The 17,686-nt window shown below is 70.3% G+C and carries 14 protein-coding genes; 11 read left to right on the forward strand and 3 right to left on the reverse strand.

What is annotated here, in order from left to right:
* Positions 1-323 precede the first annotated feature (323 nt).
* Positions 324-998, forward strand: coding sequence for a DUF4190 domain-containing protein (locus AQJ46_RS30205; RefSeq protein WP_059208557.1), 675 nt, complete (start codon positions 324-326; stop codon positions 996-998).
* A gap of 41 nt (positions 999-1,039) precedes the next feature.
* Here AQJ46_RS30205 and AQJ46_RS30210 read toward each other — a convergent pair whose 3' ends face one another.
* Entirely contained in the window at positions 1,040-1,609 is a 570-nt protein-coding gene (locus tag AQJ46_RS30210; RefSeq protein WP_059208558.1) for an NADAR family protein, read from the reverse strand.
* A gap of 211 nt (positions 1,610-1,820) precedes the next feature.
* On the opposite strand from AQJ46_RS30210, the gene AQJ46_RS30215 reads away from it, so the two are divergent.
* The 7 genes from AQJ46_RS30215 (at position 1,821) to AQJ46_RS30245 (ending at position 9,535) form a co-directional block, all read left to right on the forward strand.
* Positions 1,821-3,356 carry a gamma-aminobutyraldehyde dehydrogenase gene (locus AQJ46_RS30215; RefSeq protein ID WP_059208643.1) on the forward strand — a complete coding sequence of 512 codons (1,536 nt, stop codon included), beginning with the start codon at positions 1,821-1,823 and terminating at the stop codon, positions 3,354-3,356.
* Positions 3,357-3,412: 56 nt separating this feature from the next.
* Positions 3,413-4,660 (forward strand): ABC transporter substrate-binding protein, encoded by a 1,248-nt coding sequence (locus AQJ46_RS30220; protein ID WP_059208559.1) that lies wholly within the window; start codon positions 3,413-3,415, stop codon positions 4,658-4,660.
* Between the two features lie 5 nt (positions 4,661-4,665).
* Positions 4,666-5,823, forward strand: coding sequence for an ABC transporter ATP-binding protein (locus AQJ46_RS30225; RefSeq protein WP_059208644.1), 1,158 nt, complete (start codon positions 4,666-4,668; stop codon positions 5,821-5,823).
* Complete coding sequence (locus tag AQJ46_RS30230; protein ID WP_059208560.1) at positions 5,823-6,752, forward strand: ABC transporter permease; 930 nt, start codon at positions 5,823-5,825, stop codon at positions 6,750-6,752. The genes AQJ46_RS30225 and AQJ46_RS30230 overlap by 1 nt, the downstream gene beginning before the upstream one ends.
* Positions 6,753-7,553: an ABC transporter permease gene (locus AQJ46_RS30235; protein WP_059208561.1), complete on the forward strand. Its 801-nt coding sequence runs from the start codon at positions 6,753-6,755 to the stop codon at positions 7,551-7,553.
* Positions 7,554-7,555: 2 nt separating this feature from the next.
* On the forward strand, positions 7,556-8,959 hold the full coding sequence (locus tag AQJ46_RS30240; protein WP_059208562.1) for an NAD(P)/FAD-dependent oxidoreductase: 1,404 nt from the start codon (positions 7,556-7,558) through the stop codon (positions 8,957-8,959).
* Positions 8,960-9,079: 120 nt separating this feature from the next.
* A complete protein-coding gene (locus AQJ46_RS30245; RefSeq protein WP_059208563.1) occupies positions 9,080-9,535 on the forward strand; it encodes a hypothetical protein in 456 nt (151 codons plus the stop codon).
* 110 nt (positions 9,536-9,645) lie between these two features.
* Here the strand turns inward: AQJ46_RS30245 and AQJ46_RS30250 are convergent, their stop codons facing one another.
* Both AQJ46_RS30250 and gabT read right to left on the reverse strand, forming a co-directional pair.
* Complete coding sequence (locus tag AQJ46_RS30250) at positions 9,646-10,440, reverse strand: phosphatase PAP2 family protein (protein ID WP_059208564.1); 795 nt, start codon at positions 10,438-10,440, stop codon at positions 9,646-9,648.
* A gap of 216 nt (positions 10,441-10,656) precedes the next feature.
* Positions 10,657-11,991, reverse strand: coding sequence for a 4-aminobutyrate--2-oxoglutarate transaminase (gene gabT, locus AQJ46_RS30255; protein ID WP_059208565.1), 1,335 nt, complete (start codon positions 11,989-11,991; stop codon positions 10,657-10,659).
* Positions 11,992-12,217: 226 nt separating this feature from the next.
* On the opposite strand from gabT, the gene AQJ46_RS30260 reads away from it, so the two are divergent.
* From AQJ46_RS30260 to AQJ46_RS30270, 3 genes are all read left to right on the forward strand, one after another.
* Positions 12,218-14,326 (forward strand): hypothetical protein, encoded by a 2,109-nt coding sequence (locus AQJ46_RS30260; RefSeq protein WP_059208566.1) that lies wholly within the window; start codon positions 12,218-12,220, stop codon positions 14,324-14,326.
* A 106-nt stretch (positions 14,327-14,432) separates the two neighbouring features.
* The gene (locus AQJ46_RS30265) at positions 14,433-16,094 is read left to right on the forward strand and encodes a PucR family transcriptional regulator (protein WP_059208567.1); all 1,662 of its coding nucleotides are present in this window, start codon (positions 14,433-14,435) and stop codon (positions 16,092-16,094) included.
* A 94-nt stretch (positions 16,095-16,188) separates the two neighbouring features.
* Positions 16,189-17,634, forward strand: a complete 1,446-nt coding sequence (locus AQJ46_RS30270; RefSeq protein ID WP_059208568.1) for an aldehyde dehydrogenase family protein — start codon at positions 16,189-16,191, stop codon at positions 17,632-17,634.
* Positions 17,635-17,686 lie beyond the last annotated feature (52 nt).

Below are 17,686 nucleotides of genomic sequence, written 5' to 3' on the forward strand. Positions count from 1 at the left end.
GTGGGGGGTCGTCCTCGGTCCGGCGGTTGCTGGTGCTTGAGATGGGCTCGGTGTCGGACGCCGGCCGCTGCGGGCGGACACCCCCCACCCCGTCCCCTGCACGCCGTACGCGGCTACCGGCCCATCGTGGCGCGCGGTGGGGCGAACGGTCCGTCGTGGTGCGGGTGGCTGCAACTTCCCAGGGGCGCGGGGAACTGCGCGACCAGCCACGACGGACCCGCAGCCGCCCTGGTACCGGCGTGGCACCCCCATGGGCGCCCGGCCCAAGACCCGGCACTGCCTGCCGTAACATGGCCGCACGAACGACCTAGGGGGACGTGGGCATGACGGACGGAACGCAGTCGAACGGGGACGGTCGGGACCCGTGGGCGCCGCCGGAGAGTGGGCCTTCGCTGGAGAAGAGCCCGTCGCCCGGTGCCGGTCAGCCGCCGTCGCCGCCGTCGCCGCCCGTGCATGATCAGGCCACCGTGACGTCCGTGCCGAACGACGGCTACGGCTTTCCGCCCCCCGGAGCCCCGGGGTCCGCCCCCACTCCCGGCTACGGCTACCCCGGTGGGCCCGCCTCCGTGCCGCCCCCGCCCGTCGGGCCGGAGGGCCCCGGCGCCCCCGTCGGCTACGCCTACCCCAACTACCAGCAGGGGTACGGCGGTTGGCCCACCCCGCCGATGCCCCCGCAGAACGGTATGGGTGTCGCGGCGATGGTGCTGGGCATCCTGTCCTGCGCGCTGTTCTGCATGTACGGCATCCTCTCGCTGGTGCTCGGCGTCCTCGCCATCGTCTTCGGGATCAAGGGACGCAAGCGGGCCGAGCGGGGTGAGGCCACCAACCACGGGCAGGCGCAGGCCGGATTCATCATGGGCATCATCGGGACGATCCTCGGCGTCGCCGTGATCGTGCTGCTCGCCATCGGCATCACCGCCGCCATCAACTCGGAGGACGACTCCGACTACTACGACGGCTCCCTCGCCGTCGTGGCGGCCTCCGCCTCGGTGGCGTAGACGGAGCAGGGAAGGGGATCGCCGGGATTCGGCGGTCCCCTTCAGGCGTTTCTGAGGCGGTGTCTCGCCTCCATCAGTGCGAAGCCCAGGAGGTTCGGGCCTCGCCAGCGCTCCGGGTCGCCCGCCGCCTCGTCGTCGGCGGCGAGACCGATGCCCCACACCCGGTCCAGCGGGCTGGCCTCCACGAGAACCCGGTCGCCGGTGTTCAGGAGGAACTCCCGCAGGTCCGCGTGCGCCGCGAACTTGTGGACGCTGCCCTCGACGACGATCCCGAAGCGCTCGCGCCGCCAGGTCTGCTCGTCGAAACCCCGGACCAGACGGCCCACGTTCTTGGCCTGAGCCGGAGAGCCGGCCGCCAGGACGCGCTGCTCGGCCTCCTGATCTTCGAAAAGACGCGCCTTGCCCGCCATCATCCAGTGCTCGGCGGTCGCATAGGTGCCTCCGTCCACTACGAACGGTGACGGCCACCACTGGCTCAGACAGCTCGCGCCGACGCGGCCGTCCGGACGCGGGCGGTGTCCCCAGAAGTGCAGATACTTGATCTTCGCTCCGGCCCGGACCTGCTTGACCAGGGCATCCTGCGAATCGATCGTCCCCGTGATCTTCCCCATGCACCCGAGTCTGGCAGGTACCACGGACACTCCGTCCTTTCTTTTCGAGGACGACTCGACACCTGGTCGACAGATTCCGTCGCGTAACCGAAAGGCAACAACGGAATCACTTGTAGGAGTGCCATTGCTCTGTCAGGATCGGCACTCAAATCGAGCTGGAGCTACGCCACCCACCCGCGGAAGCCGCGGGATGACGGCGGAGGAGAGCGACATGCACAAGCCGGGCAGTGCCACCCCGGACCGGTTCGCGGCCCAGGAGCGGTTCGCCGAAGGCGCGCAGTTCATCGGAGGGCGCCTCACCAAGGGGACCTCCGGTCGTACGCACGCGGTCGTGGATCCCGCGAGTGGCGAGGAGGTCCTCACCTACGAGCTGGCGGGCGTCGAGGATGTGGACGCCGCCGTCGCCGCGGCTCGCGCGGCCTTCCCCGGCTGGGCGGCCCTCACTCCCGGTGAGCGGTCCGACGCCCTGCACCGGTTCGCCGCCGAGCTCGCCGAGTGCGCCGAGGACTTCGCCCGGGCGGAGTCGCTCCAGTGCGGGAAGCCGCTGAAGCTGACCCGGGAGTTCGACGTCCCGGGCACGATCGACAACACCGCCTTCTTCGCCGGTGCCGCCCGGCATCTGCAGGGGCAGTCCGCCGGTGAGTACTCCGGTGACCACACCTCGTACGTCAGGCGCGAGCCCATCGGTGTCGTGGGGTCCATCGCGCCCTGGAACTACCCTCTGCAGATGGCCGCCTGGAAGATCCTTCCGGCGATCGCCGCGGGCAACACGATCGTGCTCAAGCCCGCCGAGATCACCCCGCTCACCTCGCTGCTCTTCGCCCAGGCCGCCACCCGGGCGGGCATTCCCGACGGTGTCGTCAACATCGTCACCGGGACCGGGAAAGAGGCCGGAGAGCGTCTGGTCGGACATCCCGACGTGGCCATGACCTCGTTCACCGGGTCGACGGCCGTGGGCAAGCGCGTGGCCGAGATCGCCACCGCCACCGTCAAGCGGCTGCACCTGGAACTCGGCGGCAAGGCTCCCTTCGTCGTCTTCGACGACGCCGACCTGGAAGCCGCCGTCAACGGAGCCGTCGCGGGCGCGCTCATCAACACCGGACAGGACTGTACGGCCGCCACGCGCGCGTACGTGCAGCGGCCGCTGTACGACGCCTTCGTCGAGAAGACCGCCGCGCTCATGGAGACCGTCCGGCTCGGGGACCCGTTCGCCGCCGGCACCGATCTCGGTCCGCTCATCTCGTACGTCCAGCGGGACCGGGTCGCCGGGTTCGTCGACCGTGCGCGTGCCTACGCGCGCGTGGTGACCGGTGGCGAGGTGCCCGAGGGGGAGCTCGCCAAGGGGGCGTACTACCGGCCCACCCTCGTCGCCGACGCCGCCCAGGACAGCGAGATCGTCCAGTCCGAGATCTTCGGCCCCGTCCTCGTCGTCCTGCCGTTCGACACTGATGACGAGGGCATCCGGCTCGCCAACGACACCCCCTACGGGCTTGCCGCCTCCGCCTGGAGCCGGGACGTCTACCGGGCGAACCGGGCCACCCGTGAGATCAAGGCCGGGTGTGTGTGGGTCAACGACCACATCCCGATCATCAGCGAGATGCCCCACGGCGGGTACAAGGCGTCCGGCTTCGGCAAGGACATGTCCTCGTACTCGTTCGAGGAGTACACCCAGATCAAGCACGTCATGTTCGACAACACGGCGGTGGCGGCGAAGGACTGGCACCGCACGATCTTCGGGGACCGATAGCCGAATTCAGGCCGCCCGACCCGCGGCCGCCCACCTTCCCGAAAGGGCACCAGCGCATGGAGCAGTACGAGCCCGACCGCCTGTCCCCGGCCCAAGTGGCCGCCATGCGGCGCAGCTTCCGAAGCGGCCGGGCCGCCATGACCCGGCGGTCCCTGTTGCGTGCCTCCGCCGGCGGCGCGCTCACGGTCGGCGGCCTCGGGGCGCTGAGCGCCTGTGGCATCCCCGCGGCCGGCAACACCAAGGGCGGTGTCTCCGCGGAGGACCACTCCGCCAAGGAGAAGATCGTCAACTTCTCCAACTGGACCGAGTACATCGACGTGGACGAGAGCGAGAAGCACCACCCCACGCTCGACCAGTTCAAGAAGCAGACCGGCATATCGGTGAAGTACACCGAGGACATCAACGACAACGTCGAGTTCTTCGGGAAGATCAAGCCCCAGTTGGCCGCCGGTCAGGACACCGGGCGGGACATCATCGTCCTCACGGACTGGCTCGCGGCCCGGCTGATCCGCCTCGGGTGGGTCCAGAAACTGGACGCCTCCAACCTCCCCCACGCGTACGCCAACCTGTCCGCCCAGTTCCGTGACCCGGACTGGGACCCCGGGCGTGCCTACAGCTATGTGTGGCAGGGCATCTCCACCGTCATCGCCTACAACAAGAAGGCCCTCGACGGCGTGGAGGTGAAGTCGGTCTCCGACCTGCTCGACAACGCCAAGCTCAAGGGGCGCGTCGGCTTCCTGTCGGAGATGCGCGACAGCATCGGCATGACCCTGCTCGACATGGGCAAGGACCCGGCGCACTTCACCGCCGACGACTACGACGCGGCCATCGCACGCCTCCAGAAGGCCGTCGACAAGGGGCAGATCCGCCGCTTCACCGGCAACGACTACACCTCCGACCTGACCAGCGGCGACTTCGCCGCCTGTATCGCCTGGGCCGGTGACGTCGTACAGCTGAAGGCGGACAGCCCGGACATCGACTTCATCATCCCGGACAGCGGATACATGACGTCGACCGACAACATGCTGATCCCCAACAAGGCGCGTCACAAGACGAACGCCGAGCGGCTCATCGACTTCTACTACGAGCCGAAGCCGGCCGCCGAGCTCGCCGCGTACATCAACTACGTGTCTCCCGTCGACGGTGTGAAGCCCGAGCTGGAGAAGCTCGACCCGGATGCGGCGAACAACCCGCTGATCATCCCCGACAAGGCCATGGCCGCGAAGTCCCACGCCTTCCGCTCCCTGAGCTCGAAGGAAGAGACGGCCTTTGAAGAGAAGTTCGCGAAGCTGACTGGGGCGTGACCACCATGACGAACAAGAACACCGACAGCAGCGGCGACGTCCGTCTCTCCGGCATCAGCAAGACGTACGACAACGGCTTCACCGCCGTACAGCCGCTCGACCTGACCGTCCCCCAGGGCTCCTTCTTCGCTCTGCTCGGCGCCTCCGGCTGCGGCAAGACGACCACCCTGCGCATGATCGCCGGTCTTGAGGAGCCCACGACGGGCACCGTGCACCTCGGCGACCAGGAGGTCACCCGGCTGCCGCCCTACAAGCGGCCGGTGAACACCGTCTTCCAGTCGTACGCCCTCTTCCCGCACCTCGACATCTTCGAGAACGTCGCCTTCGGTCTGCGCCGACGCGGCATCAAGTCGGTGAAGAAGCAGGTCGAGGACATGCTGGAGCTCGTGCAGCTGGGGGAGCAGGCCCGCAAGAAGCCGCACCAGCTGTCCGGTGGCCAGCAGCAGCGGGTCGCCGTGGCGCGGGCGCTGATCAACACGCCCAAGGTGCTGCTGCTGGACGAGCCGCTCGGCGCCCTCGACCTCAAGCTGCGCCGCCAGATGCAGCTGGAGCTCAAGCGCATCCAGACCGAGGTCGGCATCACCTTCGTGCACGTCACGCACGACCAGGAGGAGGCCATGACCATGGCCGACACGGTCGCCGTGATGAACGCGGGCCGCGTCGAGCAGCTCGGCTCGCCGACCGACCTGTACGAGAACCCGAACACCACCTTCGTCGCCAACTTCCTCGGCACCTCCAACCTCATCGAGGCCGAGGTCGACTCCAGGAGCGGCGGCGAGATCGTGCTGAAGGCGGGCGGCGGGAAGCTGGTGCTGCCCGAGGCGCGTTACGCCGGGCCCACGACGACCGGCGGCAAGGTGCTGGTCGGCGTCCGTCCGGAGAAGATCTCCCTCACCCACGCCGACGAGGCCGGGGAGATTCCGGAGGGCCGCAATCGGATCACCGGGACGATCGCCGACTCCTCCTTCATCGGCGTCTCGACCCAGTACGTCATCGACAGCCCCGTCTGCCCCGAGTTCGAGGTCTACGCCCAGAACATCGACCGCGACGACCGGCTCGTGCCCGGCGCCGAGGTCGTCCTGCACTGGAACCCGGCGCACACCTTCGGTCTGGACGCCGACCAGGACATCGACGCCGGTATCCAGGAAGAGGCGACGGTCTGATGGCGACGCTCACCGAGGCGCCACCGCCTCTGACCCCGACCGCGCCCGAGAAGAAGCCCCCGCGCAGGAGGGGCCGCTTCACGCCGTACTGGCTGCTGCTGCCCGGCATCCTGTGGCTGCTGGTCTTCTTCGCGCTGCCGATGATCTACCAGGCCTCCACGTCCGTGCAGACGGGCTCCCTGGAGGAGGGCTACAAGGTCACCTGGCACCTCGCGACCTACTGGGACGCCCTGTCCGAGTACTGGCCGCAGTTCCTGCGCTCGATCCTGTACGCCGGTGCCGCGACGGTCCTCTGCCTGGTGCTGGGGTATCCGCTCGCGTATCTCATCGCCTTCCGCGCGGGGCGCTGGCGGAACCTGATCATGATCCTGGTGATCGCGCCGTTCTTCACCAGCTTCCTGATCCGCACCCTCGCCTGGAAGACGATCCTCGCGGACAGCGGCCCGGTGGTGAGCGCGCTCAACACGCTGCACGTCCTGGACGTCACCAACTGGCTGGGCTGGACCGCCGGCGACCGTGTGCTGGCCACGCCGCTCGCGGTGGTGTGCGGCCTGACGTACAACTTCCTGCCGTTCATGATCCTGCCGCTCTACACCTCGCTGGAACGCATCGACGGGCGGCTGCACGAGGCGGCGGGCGACCTGTACGCCAAGCCGGTCACCACCTTCCGCAAGGTCACCTTCCCGCTGTCGATGCCGGGCGTGGTCTCCGGAACCCTGCTGACCTTCATCCCGGCGGCGGGTGACTACGTCAACGCGGACCTGCTCGGCTCCACGGACACCCGCATGGTCGGAAACGTCATCCAGACGCAGTTCCTGAGGATTCTGGACTATCCGACGGCCGCGGCTCTCTCCTTCATCCTGATGGCCGCGATTCTCTTCATGGTCACCCTCTACATCCGTAGGTCCGGCACGGAGGATCTGGTTTAAATGACCTTCGTCAACTGGCTCAAGCGCCATCTCGTCGTCATCGCCGGACTGATCACGCTCGGATATCTGCTGCTGCCGAACGTCGTCGTCACGGTGTTCTCCTTCAACAAGCCGAAGGGGCGCTTCAACTACCAGTGGCAGCAGTTCTCCCTGGACGCCTGGAAGGACCCCTGCGGGGTCGCCGACATGTGCGGCTCGCTCTCCATCAGCCTCCAGATCGCGTTCTGGGCGACGATCGGCGCGACCGTCCTCGGCACGATGATCGCCTTCGCGCTGGTCCGCTACCGCTTCCGCGCCCGCGGCGCCGTGAACTCCCTGATCTTCCTGCCGATGGCGATGCCCGAGGTCGTCATGGCGGCCTCGCTGCTCACCCTGTTCCTCAACATGGGCGCACAGCTGGGCTTCTGGACGATCCTCATCGCCCACATCATGTTCTGCCTGAGCTTCGTCGTGACGGCGGTGAAGGCGCGCGTGATGTCGATGGACCCGCGGCTGGAGCAGGCGGCGCAGGACCTCTACGCGGGACCGCTCCAGACCTTCCTCCGCGTCACGCTCCCCATCGCGGCTCCCGGAATCGCCGCGGGCGCGCTGCTCGCCTTCGCGCTCTCCTTCGACGATTTCATCATCACCAACTTCAACGCGGGCTCGACCGTCACGTTCCCCATGTTCGTCTGGGGTTCGGCACAGCGCGGAACGCCCGTTCAGATCAATGTCATCGGTACGACCATGTTCCTCGTCGCCGTGCTGCTCGTGCTGGTCTCGATGGTCATCGGAAATCGCCGTAACAGGCAAAAGGCGTAAGCATGAGCCGTTGGACGAAGGCACTTTCCGAAGTCCGGCCGGTCCCGTACTGGCTGGACGACCCCGGCAGGCCCCGCCCCGAGCCCGCCCTCACCGGCGCCGAGACCTGCGACCTGCTGGTCGTCGGCGGTGGCTACAGCGGGCTGTGGACCGCGCTCAACGCGAAAGAGCGTGACCCGCAGCGGGACGTGGTCCTGCTGGAAGGCCGTGAGGTGGGCTGGGCCGCCTCCGGTCGCAACGGCGGCTTCTGTGCCGCCTCCCTCACCCACGGTCTGTCCAACGGGCTGACCCGCTGGCCGGACGAGATCCACCAGCTCCAGGAGCTGGGGGCCCGCAATCTCGACGAGATCGAGAAGGCGGTCGCCCGGCACGACCTCGACTGCGAGTTCGAGCGCACCGGCGAGATCGACGTGGCGACCGAGACGTACCAGGCCCGGGAACTGCGCGACTGGTACGAGGAGCTCCAGGAGAAGGGCCTCGCCGACGGTGTCGACTTCCTGGACGCCGACGCGGTGCGGGAACAGGTGGACTCGCCGACCTTCGAGGCGGGGCTGTGGGACCGCCGGGGCGTGGCCATGCTCAACCCCGCCAAGCTCGTCTGGGGCCTGAAGCGGGCGTGTCTGGGACTCGGTGTCCGGGTCTACGAGAACACGCCCGCACTGGATCTGAAGTCGTACGGCGCCGGCATGGCCGTACGCACGCCGTACGGTTCGGTCCGGGCCCGGAAGGTCGCGCTCGGCACGAACATCTTCCCGAGCCTGGTCAAGCGGGTGCGGGCGTACACCGTGCCGGTCTACGACTACGCGCTGATGACCGAGCCGCTGAGCGACGAGCAGATCGAGGCGATCGGCTGGAAGAACCGGCAGGGCCTGGGTGACAGCGCCAACCAGTTCCACTACTTCCGGCTCTCCGCCGACAACCGCATCCTGTGGGGCGGTTACGACGCGGTCTACCCGTACGGCGGCCGGGTGCGGGCCGAGTACGACGACCGGCCGGAGACGTACGCCAAGCTCGCCGGGCACTTCTTCACCTGCTTCCCGCAGCTGGAGGGTGTCCGCTTCACGCACGCGTGGGGCGGCGCGATCGACACCTGCTCGCGGTTCTCCGCGTTCTACGGCACCGCGCACCACGGCAAGGTGGCGTACGCGGCCGGCTACACGGGTCTCGGCGTCGGTGCGACCCGGTTCGGGGCGGACGTGATGCTGGACCTGCTGGCCGGACAGAGCACCGAGCGGACCTCGCTGGAGATGGTCCGCAAGAAGCCGCTGCCCTTCCCGCCGGAGCCCTTCGCCTGGACGGGCATCGCCCTCACCAAGTGGTCGCTGGCCCGTGCCGATTCGCACGGCGGGCGGCGCAACCTGTGGCTGCGGACCATGGACAAGCTCGGTCTGGGATTCGACAGCTGAACGGTCGTATGTGATCTGATTCACTCCAACGGGTGGTCAGAACCCGCGTAATGCTCGGCAGGAGTCCTCCCTCTCTTTCGTGACGTGATCAGCGTCGATGAGAGAGAGGGAGGTCCTGTCATGACTGGGGTGAAGACGGCGGTCGAGTGGCTGGCATCCGTCGCACCGGATCCCGAGGCCTGCCGCTGGGAGTGGGAGCGCAATCCCCTCGGGGTCGCCCTGCTTCCGGCCGGCAAGGCCTGGGACGTACTGATTCTGCCGGGCGAACTCGGCTACCCGACGCTCGACGTCCTCACCCGGATCCTCGACCGGCTCGGCCCGGTGCTCGTCGACTTCGGCGACGCGCGGATGGGCTTCCTCGTGCCGCCGGGCACCGCGGCCCGCTGGCTCGGTACCGGTATCCGTACGGCCGGTGCCGGCACCTGGATCGTCGTGCCGTACCCGGGCAGAGTGGCCGGGGGAGGGGTGCGCTGGCTGGTCCCGCCGGACGGCTCCGGCATTCTCGTCGATCCGGCGCTGCTCGAACTGGCGATGCACGAGGCTGCGGCGGGCCTGGCGACGGAGGGCGACGGCTGAAGCGGAGCACCACCGCGCCGCCCGTGGACCGGAGGGTCCTGTGCACAGTGGGAGTTCGGCGCTGCGGGTGTCCCCCGCCGGCAGCGACAACGCCCAGTGTGCCCAGGAGTTCAGCGGCGGCCGAGCCGTGCCAGGAAAAGCCAGAACCCGAGCAGCAGGGCCGTGCAGAGGCACCAGCTGGCCACCACGTCCAGGGGCCAGTGCCAGCCGCGGCGGACCAGGCCGAAGGAGACGCCGAGAACGAGAAGGCCGTAGAGGGCGACGAGTGCGCGGCGGGCGCGGGTGGTGCGGAGCCAGGGGAGGACGAGCAGGGTGGCGGCCCCGTAGGCGATGGCGGCCGTGGCGGTGTGCCCCGAGGGGTAGTAGCCGGTACCGGGCGGGACGACCGGGGTGCCCGAGCGGTCGGTGAGCTCCTTGAGGGGGACCACCAGGGCCGGGACCAGTGCCATCAGGACGGCCGCCGCGGTGGGCGGCAGCCACCAGAGGTCTGTACCCATGCGGCGGGCCCGCCGGGCCGACCAGAGGAGGGCCGCGACCAGGACCGGAACCGCGACCTCGACATTGCCCAGGTCCGCGAGGGCCTCCGAGCCGAGGTCCGGGTGGACCAGCGCGCGGCTGACCCGCTCGTCGACGCGCAGAAGCGGCCCGTCCTCGACGACCTGCCAGGTGATCAGGGCGAAGAGGAGGACCGCGCTTCCGAGAAGGAAGATGAGAAAGGCCGGCCGCCCCGGAACAGGGGGGGTGGTTCCGGGGCGGCCGATCGGATCGGATGGTCGGCCGCCCCGGGGGGTTTGGGGCGGGCGACTGTCCGATCGGTGAGGAGATCCGGAGCCGGAGGCTCCAGTTGTGTGCGCGAGGGCACGACCAGGTCGAAGCTGGGGAGGCCCCGGCCTGATGTCGCCCACAGTCCCCTGTGGGCGGGGTGTATCTCTCATCTGGGTAGAACCTACGGCAGGGTGGCGGCGTACGACAGGCAGAATCGCATCCTCGCAACCACCTCGCACACCTTCTTCACACCCTCTGCCGTTCGCCGCCGCAGCACCGGAATCCCGGGGGCTGTCACGGCTGGGGCGGTTGGTGTCGGAAGGTGCGAGTCCGCTTCCGACCTGCTGTGTTTCTCCTCAGATACGGGTGAATGCCTGCTCGATGATGTCGAGGCCCTCGTTGAGCAGGTCCTCGCCGATGACGAGCGGGGGCAGGAAGCGCAGGACGTTGCCGTAGGTGCCACAGGTCAGGACCAGCAGGCCCTCCTGGTGGCAGGCCCTGGCGAGCGCGGCGGTCGCCTCCGGGTCCGGCTCCTTGGTCGTACGGTCCTTGACGAGCTCGATGGCGATCATGGCGCCGCGGCCGCGGATGTCGCCGATGACGTCGAACTTGTCCGCCATGGCGGTGAGGCGGGCCTTCATGACCGTCTCGATGTTCTTCGCCCTGGCGTTGAGGTCGAGCTCCTTCATCGTCTCGATCGAGCCGAGCGCGCCCGCGCAGGCCACCGGGTTGCCGCCGTAGGTGCCGCCGAGGCCGCCGGCGTGGGCGGCGTCCATGATCTCGGCGCGGCCGGTGACGGCGGCGAGCGGCAGACCGCCCGCGATGCCCTTCGCCGTGGTGATCAGGTCCGGGACGATGCCCTCGTCCTCGCAGGCGAACCACTGGCCGGTGCGGCAGAAGCCGGACTGGATCTCGTCGGCGACGAAGACGATGCCGTTGTCGGCGGCGAACTTCCGGATCGCCGGCAGGAAGCCCTTGGCGGGCTCGATGAAGCCGCCCTCGCCGAGCACCGGCTCGATGATGATCGCGGCGACGTTGTCCGGGCCGACCTGCTTGCTGATCTGGTCGATGGCCTGGGCGGCGGCCTCGGGGCCGGCGTTCTGGGGGCCGGTGGGCCAGCGGTAGCCGTAGGCCACGGGGACGCGGTAGACCTCGGGCGCGAACGGGCCGAAGCCGTGCTTGTACGGCATGTTCTTCGCGGTCAGCGCCATGGTGAGGTTGGTGCGGCCGTGGTAGCCGTGGTCGAAGACGACGACGGCCTGCCGCTTGGTGTGGGCGCGGGCGATCTTGACGGCGTTCTCCACGGCCTCGGCGCCGCTGTTGAACAGGGCCGACTTCTTGGCGTGGTCACCCGGGGTGAGCTCGGCGAGGGCCTCGGCGACCTCCACATAGCCCTCGTACGGGGTGACCATGAAACAGGTGTGGGTGAAGTCGGCCAGCTGGGCGGAGGCCCGGCGTACGACGGCCTCGGCGGAGGCGCCGACGGACGTCACGGCGATGCCCGAACCGAAGTCGATCAGCCGGTTCCCGTCGACGTCCTCGATGATCCCGCCGCCCGCGCGCGCAGTGAAGACGGGCAGCACGGACCCCACGCCCTGCGCGACCGCGGCGACCCGGCGGGCCTGCAGCTCCTGCGACTTGGGGCCGGGGATGGCGGTGACGAGGCGGCGCTCCTGCGGAAGTGCGGTCATGAGGGGCTCCTGGGGTGGTGCTGACGCTTACCTTCTTTTCTCGCAGGCTAGGCCGGGGACCGGGGGGTGGGCATGCTCCATGTGGGCGTTGTCAGGAGATCGCGTTGTCCGCGGTGGACATGGCGCCGACCGCGACGCCCGGCCACGTAAGCAGTGAACTCCCTTGGCGGTGGCGTTAGATTGACCGCTGATGGTGGACGGAACGGCTGGTCAGGGAGCAGGGGCGATGGACAGCGACGGGACGCGGGACGCGCGGGGTACGCATGCGAATCCTGTGCCACGGGCACGGTCGGACATGCCGCCGATGCCGTCCCAGGCGCCTGGGGTGCCGCCGCCTCCGGACGGGTCGGCGTTTCTGAACTGGCTGCGGGCGCCGCGCCCCGAGGCCGCGCCCGGTGTATGGCGGTTCGGCCATCGTCCCAGGCCTGAGAAGGAGCCGGAGGAGACCCCGACGCGACAGCTGTTGACTGGCGCGATGATTGGGTTCCTATGCGGGTGGCTGCTTTGCTCCCTACTGGATAACGGTTACCTGGGCGACTACTGGTTCTGGCCGTGGTTCGTGTTGGCGCCTGATTCATGGACTCATGGGCAAGCGGGCTGGCTGGGCGCCCTCTCGTATGTCTATAAGTGGTTGTTCTTCGCCGGGATCTTCGCAGTCTTCGGGAAGATCAGCCGCTGGGGCGAGGTCTGGCGCCGCTTCGGCCCCCCCGCCTGGCGTCCGGCCGTCCCCGCACAAGAGCCGCCGCCCGCGCCCGAACAGGACCCCGCCGAATGGCCCCAGCTCCGCGCTGCCGGTGCCGTCGACGCTGCCGAGCGGCTCGCCGCCGAGGCCAGGGCCGGGCAGATGCGCGACGTCGACCACGCCCGCATCGCCCGTGCCTGGCAAGGTGTGCGCAGTGGGCGGTTCGGGCTTGCCACGTTCACCGGGGCCGTTCTCCAGGACGGGGCAGCCGCCTGTCTGCACCCCTCCGGGGAGCGGGATCTGCCCGCTCGGCTCGCCCGGCACGATCTGCTCACCGGGCAGGTGCGGCTGGGGACGACCGCCGACGACGCCCGTAACCCGTACGCCTACCGGGGGACCGGACTCGGGCTCGGGCCCGAGCTGCTCGGTACCTCGCTGCTCGCCGTGGGTCCGGCCGGGTCCGGGAAGACCGGGACCGTCATCAGGCCGCTCGCCGAGTCGCTGTGTCTGCACGCCCTCGCCGGACGGGCCGCCGTCGTGGTGGTCGGTGCCGCGGGCGCGGGGCTCGGACCGGCCGACGCCTACGACGTCGTCGTACAGATCGGCAATCCGGAGTCGGTGTACGACCTCGACCTGTACGGCGGCACGGCCGATCCGGACGAAGCCGCGGCCGTGCTCGCCGAGGCGCTCGTCGGTGACCTCGCCGAGCCTCACCAGGGCGGCGACACCCGGCGGTCCACCACCGTGCTGGCCCAGCTCCTCGGACCGTTCCGGTCGGTCCACGGCCGCTTCCCCTCCGTACCGGAGCTGCGTCAGCTGCTCGACGGGGCGCCGGCGCCCATGGCCGCGCTGCGAAAGGGGCTCGAGGACTCCCGGCAGGAGTCGCTGCTGCGTGAACTCGACGCGCGGGAGCGGCAGATGGGGAACCCCGGGGATGTGGGGGGCATCCTCGCGGACCGGGTCGCGCTGCTCGACCGGCCCGCCTTCGCGGGGTTCTTCGACACGTCCGGACAGTCGCGGCCGTTCTCGCTGAAGGCCCTCGACCACCCCGTCCGGGTCCGGATCGACCTGCCCCAGCGCGGGCACGCCGACGCCTCGCGGATGCTGGCGCGGCTGGTGCTCGCACAGTTCACGGCGAGTGTCGCGGTGCGGGAGGACCGGTCGCTGTTCGCCTGCCTGGTCATCGACGACGCCACGGGGGTCGTGACCCCCGAAGCCGTACGGGGCGTCCAGCGGCTGCGGTCCGGCAACGCGGGAGTGGTGCTGACGCTGCGGACGCTGGACGACGTACCGCGGCCGCTGCGCGGGCCCCTGCTCGGGGCCACCGGGTGCCGGATGGCGCTGTCCGGGCTCACGCCGTGGGACGGGCAGGACTTCGCCGAGGTGTGGGGCAAGGAGTGGATCGAGGCGCGGGACGTCACCGACCGGCAGATCATCGCCGAGACCCCGGCCGGCAAGGTGCTGCACGCGGTGCGCCGGGTCATCACCGGCAAGGCGCCGACCGCGCGGGCGGTGACCGTGCGGCAGGTCGAGCGGGAGCGGTGGTCCGCGTCCGAGCTCGCGCACGGGGTCCCGCCGGGGCACGCGGTGCTGTCGCTGACCACGGTGAAGGGCGAGCACGCGCCGCCGCTGCTGGTGGATCTGCGGGGTTGACGTGAGCTGAGGACCGTACAGTGAGGCAGAATCATCACAGGTCGTTCATACACCGCGGCCAAAGGATCACACCTCTGCGCACTCCTCTCCGAAGGTCCCGGGCCTCATGCCACCCACCCTCGCTTCGCTCGTCCATCACTCCGCGCTCAAGCTGACCGTGCGCGCGGGCGAGGACCGGCTGGACGTCCCCGTCCGCTGGGCGCACGTCAGCGAGCTGGCCGATCCCGTCCCCTACATGGAGGGCGGGGAGCTGCTGCTGATCACCGCGCTGCAGCTGGACGCGGAGGATCCGGAGGCGATGCGGCGGTATGTGAAGCGGCTGGCCGGGGCGGGGGTGGTGGGGCTCGGTTTCGCCGTCGGGGTGAACTACGACGAGATCCCCGGGGCGCTGGTCGAAGCGGCCCGCGACGAGGGGCTCCCGCTGCTCGAGGTGCCGCGCCGCACCCCCTTCCTCGCGATCAGCAAGGCCGTGTCCGCGGCGATCGCCGCCGACCAGTACCGGTCCGTCACCGCGGGCTTCGCCGCCCAGCGCGAACTGACCAAGCAGGCCCTGACCGGCGGCCCGGAGGGGCTGCTCGCCGCGCTCGCCTCCCAGGTGGACGGCTGGGCGGCGCTCTACGACGCCTCGGGCGCCGTCGTCGCCACCGCGCCGGAGTGGGCCGGCCGCCGGGCCGCGCGCCTCACCGCCGACGTGGAACGGCTGCGGGAACGGCCCGCACCCGCCTCTTCCGTGGTCGGAGGGTCCGGCACTTCCGACAACGACGACCGGGTGGAGCTGCACTCCCTGGGCACCGGGCGACGGCCGCGGTCCGCTCTGGCGGTGGGGACGGCCGCGGCGCTCGGTACGGCGGAGCGGTACGCGGTGCACTCGGCGATCGCGCTGCTGACACTCACGACCGAGCGGTCCCGCTCCCTGCAGGCGGCCGAACAGCGGATCGGTGCGGCGGTGCTGCGGATGCTGCTCGCGGGCGAGCCGGAGCACGCGCGCACGGTCGCGGGCGATCTGTACGGCGGGCTCCTGGACGCGCCCTTCCGGCTGATCGTGGCGGAGACGGTCGCCGTGTCGTCCGTGCGGATCGCCGCCGACGCCCCCACCCGGGTCCCGTCCGCGGCCGCGCTCGCCGCGGCCGCCGCCATCAACGGCGATCCGCTCGAGGCGCTCACCGAGGTCGTGGAGTCCGCGGCGGCCCGCTCCGGCGAGGCCGTGCTCGTCGTTCCCGAGCGGGAGCGGCTGGTGGTGCTGGCTGCGGACGGCGGGGCCGCTGTCACCGCGTGCGGCGAGTACGCGGTGGCGCTGGAGGCGGCGCGGACACGCGAACAGGCGAGCACCGGGGACGAGGACGAACTGGTCGTCGGCGTGTCCGCCCCCGTGGGACCGATCGCCGCCGCGGCCGCCTACAAGCAGGCCGAACAGGCACTGTCGGTCGCCCGGCGACGGGGCCGGATGTACGTCGAGCACGAGCAGCTGGCCTCCGGGTCGGTGCTGCCGCTGCTCGCCGACGACGCGGTACGGGCCTTCGCGGACGGGCTGCTACGGCCCCTGTACGAGCACGACGCGACCGGCCGGGGCGACCTGGTCGCCTCACTGCGGGCCTGGCTCTCCCGGCACGGCCAGTGGGACGCGGCGGCCGCGGACCTCGGCGTGCACCGGCACACCCTGCGGTACCGGATGCGGCGGGTGGAGGAGATTCTCGGCCGGTCGCTGGACGATCCCGATGTGCGGATGGAGCTGTGGCTGGCGTTGAAGGCGACGGCGTCGGCGGAGTAGACACCGTCGGGAGCGCCGAACCGGAGTGTCCGAGTGCCCCACTGCTACACCCCGGCCAAATTCGATCCCGTCCTCGCGGCTCTACCGTGGAGGCATGACTTCCACCCACGCCTTCTGGCTCGCCGGCCGCCGGGTCACCGGCGAGGACACCTTCGACGTCACCTCCCCGTGGGACGGCCGGCTCGTGGGCAGGGTCGCCGTGCCGGACGACGAGCAGATCGAGGAGGCCGTGGCCGCCGCGTACGCCGTACGGGACGAGTTCGCCGCCACTCCCGCCCACGTCCGTGCCGCCGCCCTCGACCACGTCAGCCGCAGGCTCGTCGAGCGCACCGAGGAGATCGCCCAGCTGATCTCCGCCGAGAACGGCAAGCCCATCAAGTGGGCCCGGGGGGAGGTCGGCCGTGCCGTCTCCGTGTTCCGGTTCGCCGCGGAGGAGGCCCGGCGGTTCAACGGCGGTGAGGCCCAGCGCCTCGACACCGACCCCGGCGGTCAGGGGCGCCTCGCGCTGACCCGGCGCTTCCCGAAGGGTGTCGTGCTCGGTATCGCGCCCTTCAACTTCCCGCTCAACCTCTGCGCCCACAAGATCGCCCCGGCGATCGCGGCCGGCGCCCCGATCATCCTGAAGCCGGCCCCGGCCACCCCGCTCTCCGGGCTGATCATCGGCGACCTCCTCGCCGAGACCGAGCTGCCCGCCGGTGCCTGGAGCATCCTGCCCGTCCCGAACGACCGGATGCCCGCCCTCGTCCAGGACGAGCGCCTGCCCGTGATCTCCTTCACCGGTTCCGAGAAGGTCGGCTACGCGATCATGGACTCGGTGCCGCGCAAGCACTGCACCCTGGAGCTCGGCGGCAACGGCGCGGCCGTCGTCCTGGGCGACTACGCGAGCGACGAGGACCTCGACTGGGCCGCGACCCGCATCGCGACCTTCTCCAACTACCAGGGCGGCCAGTCCTGCATCTCGGTGCAGCGCGTGATCGCCGACGCGTCGGTGTACGACCGGCTGCTCCCGCGGATCGTCGCCGCCGTCGAGGCCCAGGTCACCGGCGACCCGGGCGACGACAGGACCGACGTCGGCCCGCTGGTCAGCGAGGACGCAGCGATACGCGTCGAGGCGTGGGTGAAGGAGGCCGTCGAGGCGGGCGCCACCCTGCTCACCGGGGGCGACCGCGACGGCGCCTCCTACGCGCCGACCGTCCTCGCCGACGTCCCGGCCGACACGACGATCTCCTGCGAGGAGGTCTTCGGCCCCGTCCTCACCGTGCAGAAGGCCGATGGCGAGGCCGCGGCGTTCGCGGCCGTCAACGCCTCCAAGTACGGGCTCCAGGCAGGCGTGTTCACCCACGATCTGCAGGCCGCCTTCCGCGCGCACCGCGCGCTGGAGGTCGGCGGCGTGGTCGTCGGCGACGTGCCCTCCTACCGCGCCGACCAGATGCCGTACGGCGGTGTCAAGCAGTCCGGTGTGGGCCGCGAGGGCGTGAGGTTCGCGATGGACGACTACACGTACGAGCGGGTGCTGGTGCTGACGGGGCTCGCCCTCTAGTTGAAGCCCTCTGGTACCAAAGCCCTCTAGCTAATGGGAACCATTTCCATAT

The organism is Streptomyces canus, from assembly GCF_001514145.1.
GTDB classification, from domain to species: domain Bacteria; phylum Actinomycetota; class Actinomycetes; order Streptomycetales; family Streptomycetaceae; genus Streptomyces; species Streptomyces canus.

Excerpts from the sequence above, each read along its gene's own strand:
- AQJ46_RS30235 (WP_059208561.1), top strand. The coding sequence starts at position 6,753 with ATGACCTTCGTCAACTGGCTCAAGCGCCATCTCGTCGTCATCGCCGGA.
- AQJ46_RS30220 (WP_059208559.1), top strand. The coding sequence starts at position 3,413 with ATGGAGCAGTACGAGCCCGACCGCCTGTCCCCGGCCCAAGTGGCCGCC.
- AQJ46_RS30210 (WP_059208558.1), bottom strand. The coding sequence starts at position 1,609 with ATGGGGAAGATCACGGGGACGATCGATTCGCAGGATGCCCTGGTCAAG.
- AQJ46_RS30215 (WP_059208643.1), top strand. The coding sequence starts at position 1,821 with ATGCACAAGCCGGGCAGTGCCACCCCGGACCGGTTCGCGGCCCAGGAG.
- AQJ46_RS30265 (WP_059208567.1), top strand. The coding sequence starts at position 14,433 with ATGCCACCCACCCTCGCTTCGCTCGTCCATCACTCCGCGCTCAAGCTG.
- AQJ46_RS30225 (WP_059208644.1), top strand. The coding sequence starts at position 4,666 with ATGACGAACAAGAACACCGACAGCAGCGGCGACGTCCGTCTCTCCGGC.
- AQJ46_RS30230 (WP_059208560.1), top strand. The coding sequence starts at position 5,823 with ATGGCGACGCTCACCGAGGCGCCACCGCCTCTGACCCCGACCGCGCCC.
- AQJ46_RS30260 (WP_059208566.1), top strand. The coding sequence starts at position 12,218 with ATGGACAGCGACGGGACGCGGGACGCGCGGGGTACGCATGCGAATCCT.
- AQJ46_RS30270 (WP_059208568.1), top strand. The coding sequence starts at position 16,189 with ATGACTTCCACCCACGCCTTCTGGCTCGCCGGCCGCCGGGTCACCGGC.
- AQJ46_RS30240 (WP_059208562.1), top strand. The coding sequence starts at position 7,556 with ATGAGCCGTTGGACGAAGGCACTTTCCGAAGTCCGGCCGGTCCCGTAC.
- AQJ46_RS30245 (WP_059208563.1), top strand. The coding sequence starts at position 9,080 with ATGACTGGGGTGAAGACGGCGGTCGAGTGGCTGGCATCCGTCGCACCG.
- AQJ46_RS30205 (WP_059208557.1), top strand. The coding sequence starts at position 324 with ATGACGGACGGAACGCAGTCGAACGGGGACGGTCGGGACCCGTGGGCG.
- gabT (WP_059208565.1), bottom strand. The coding sequence starts at position 11,991 with ATGACCGCACTTCCGCAGGAGCGCCGCCTCGTCACCGCCATCCCCGGC.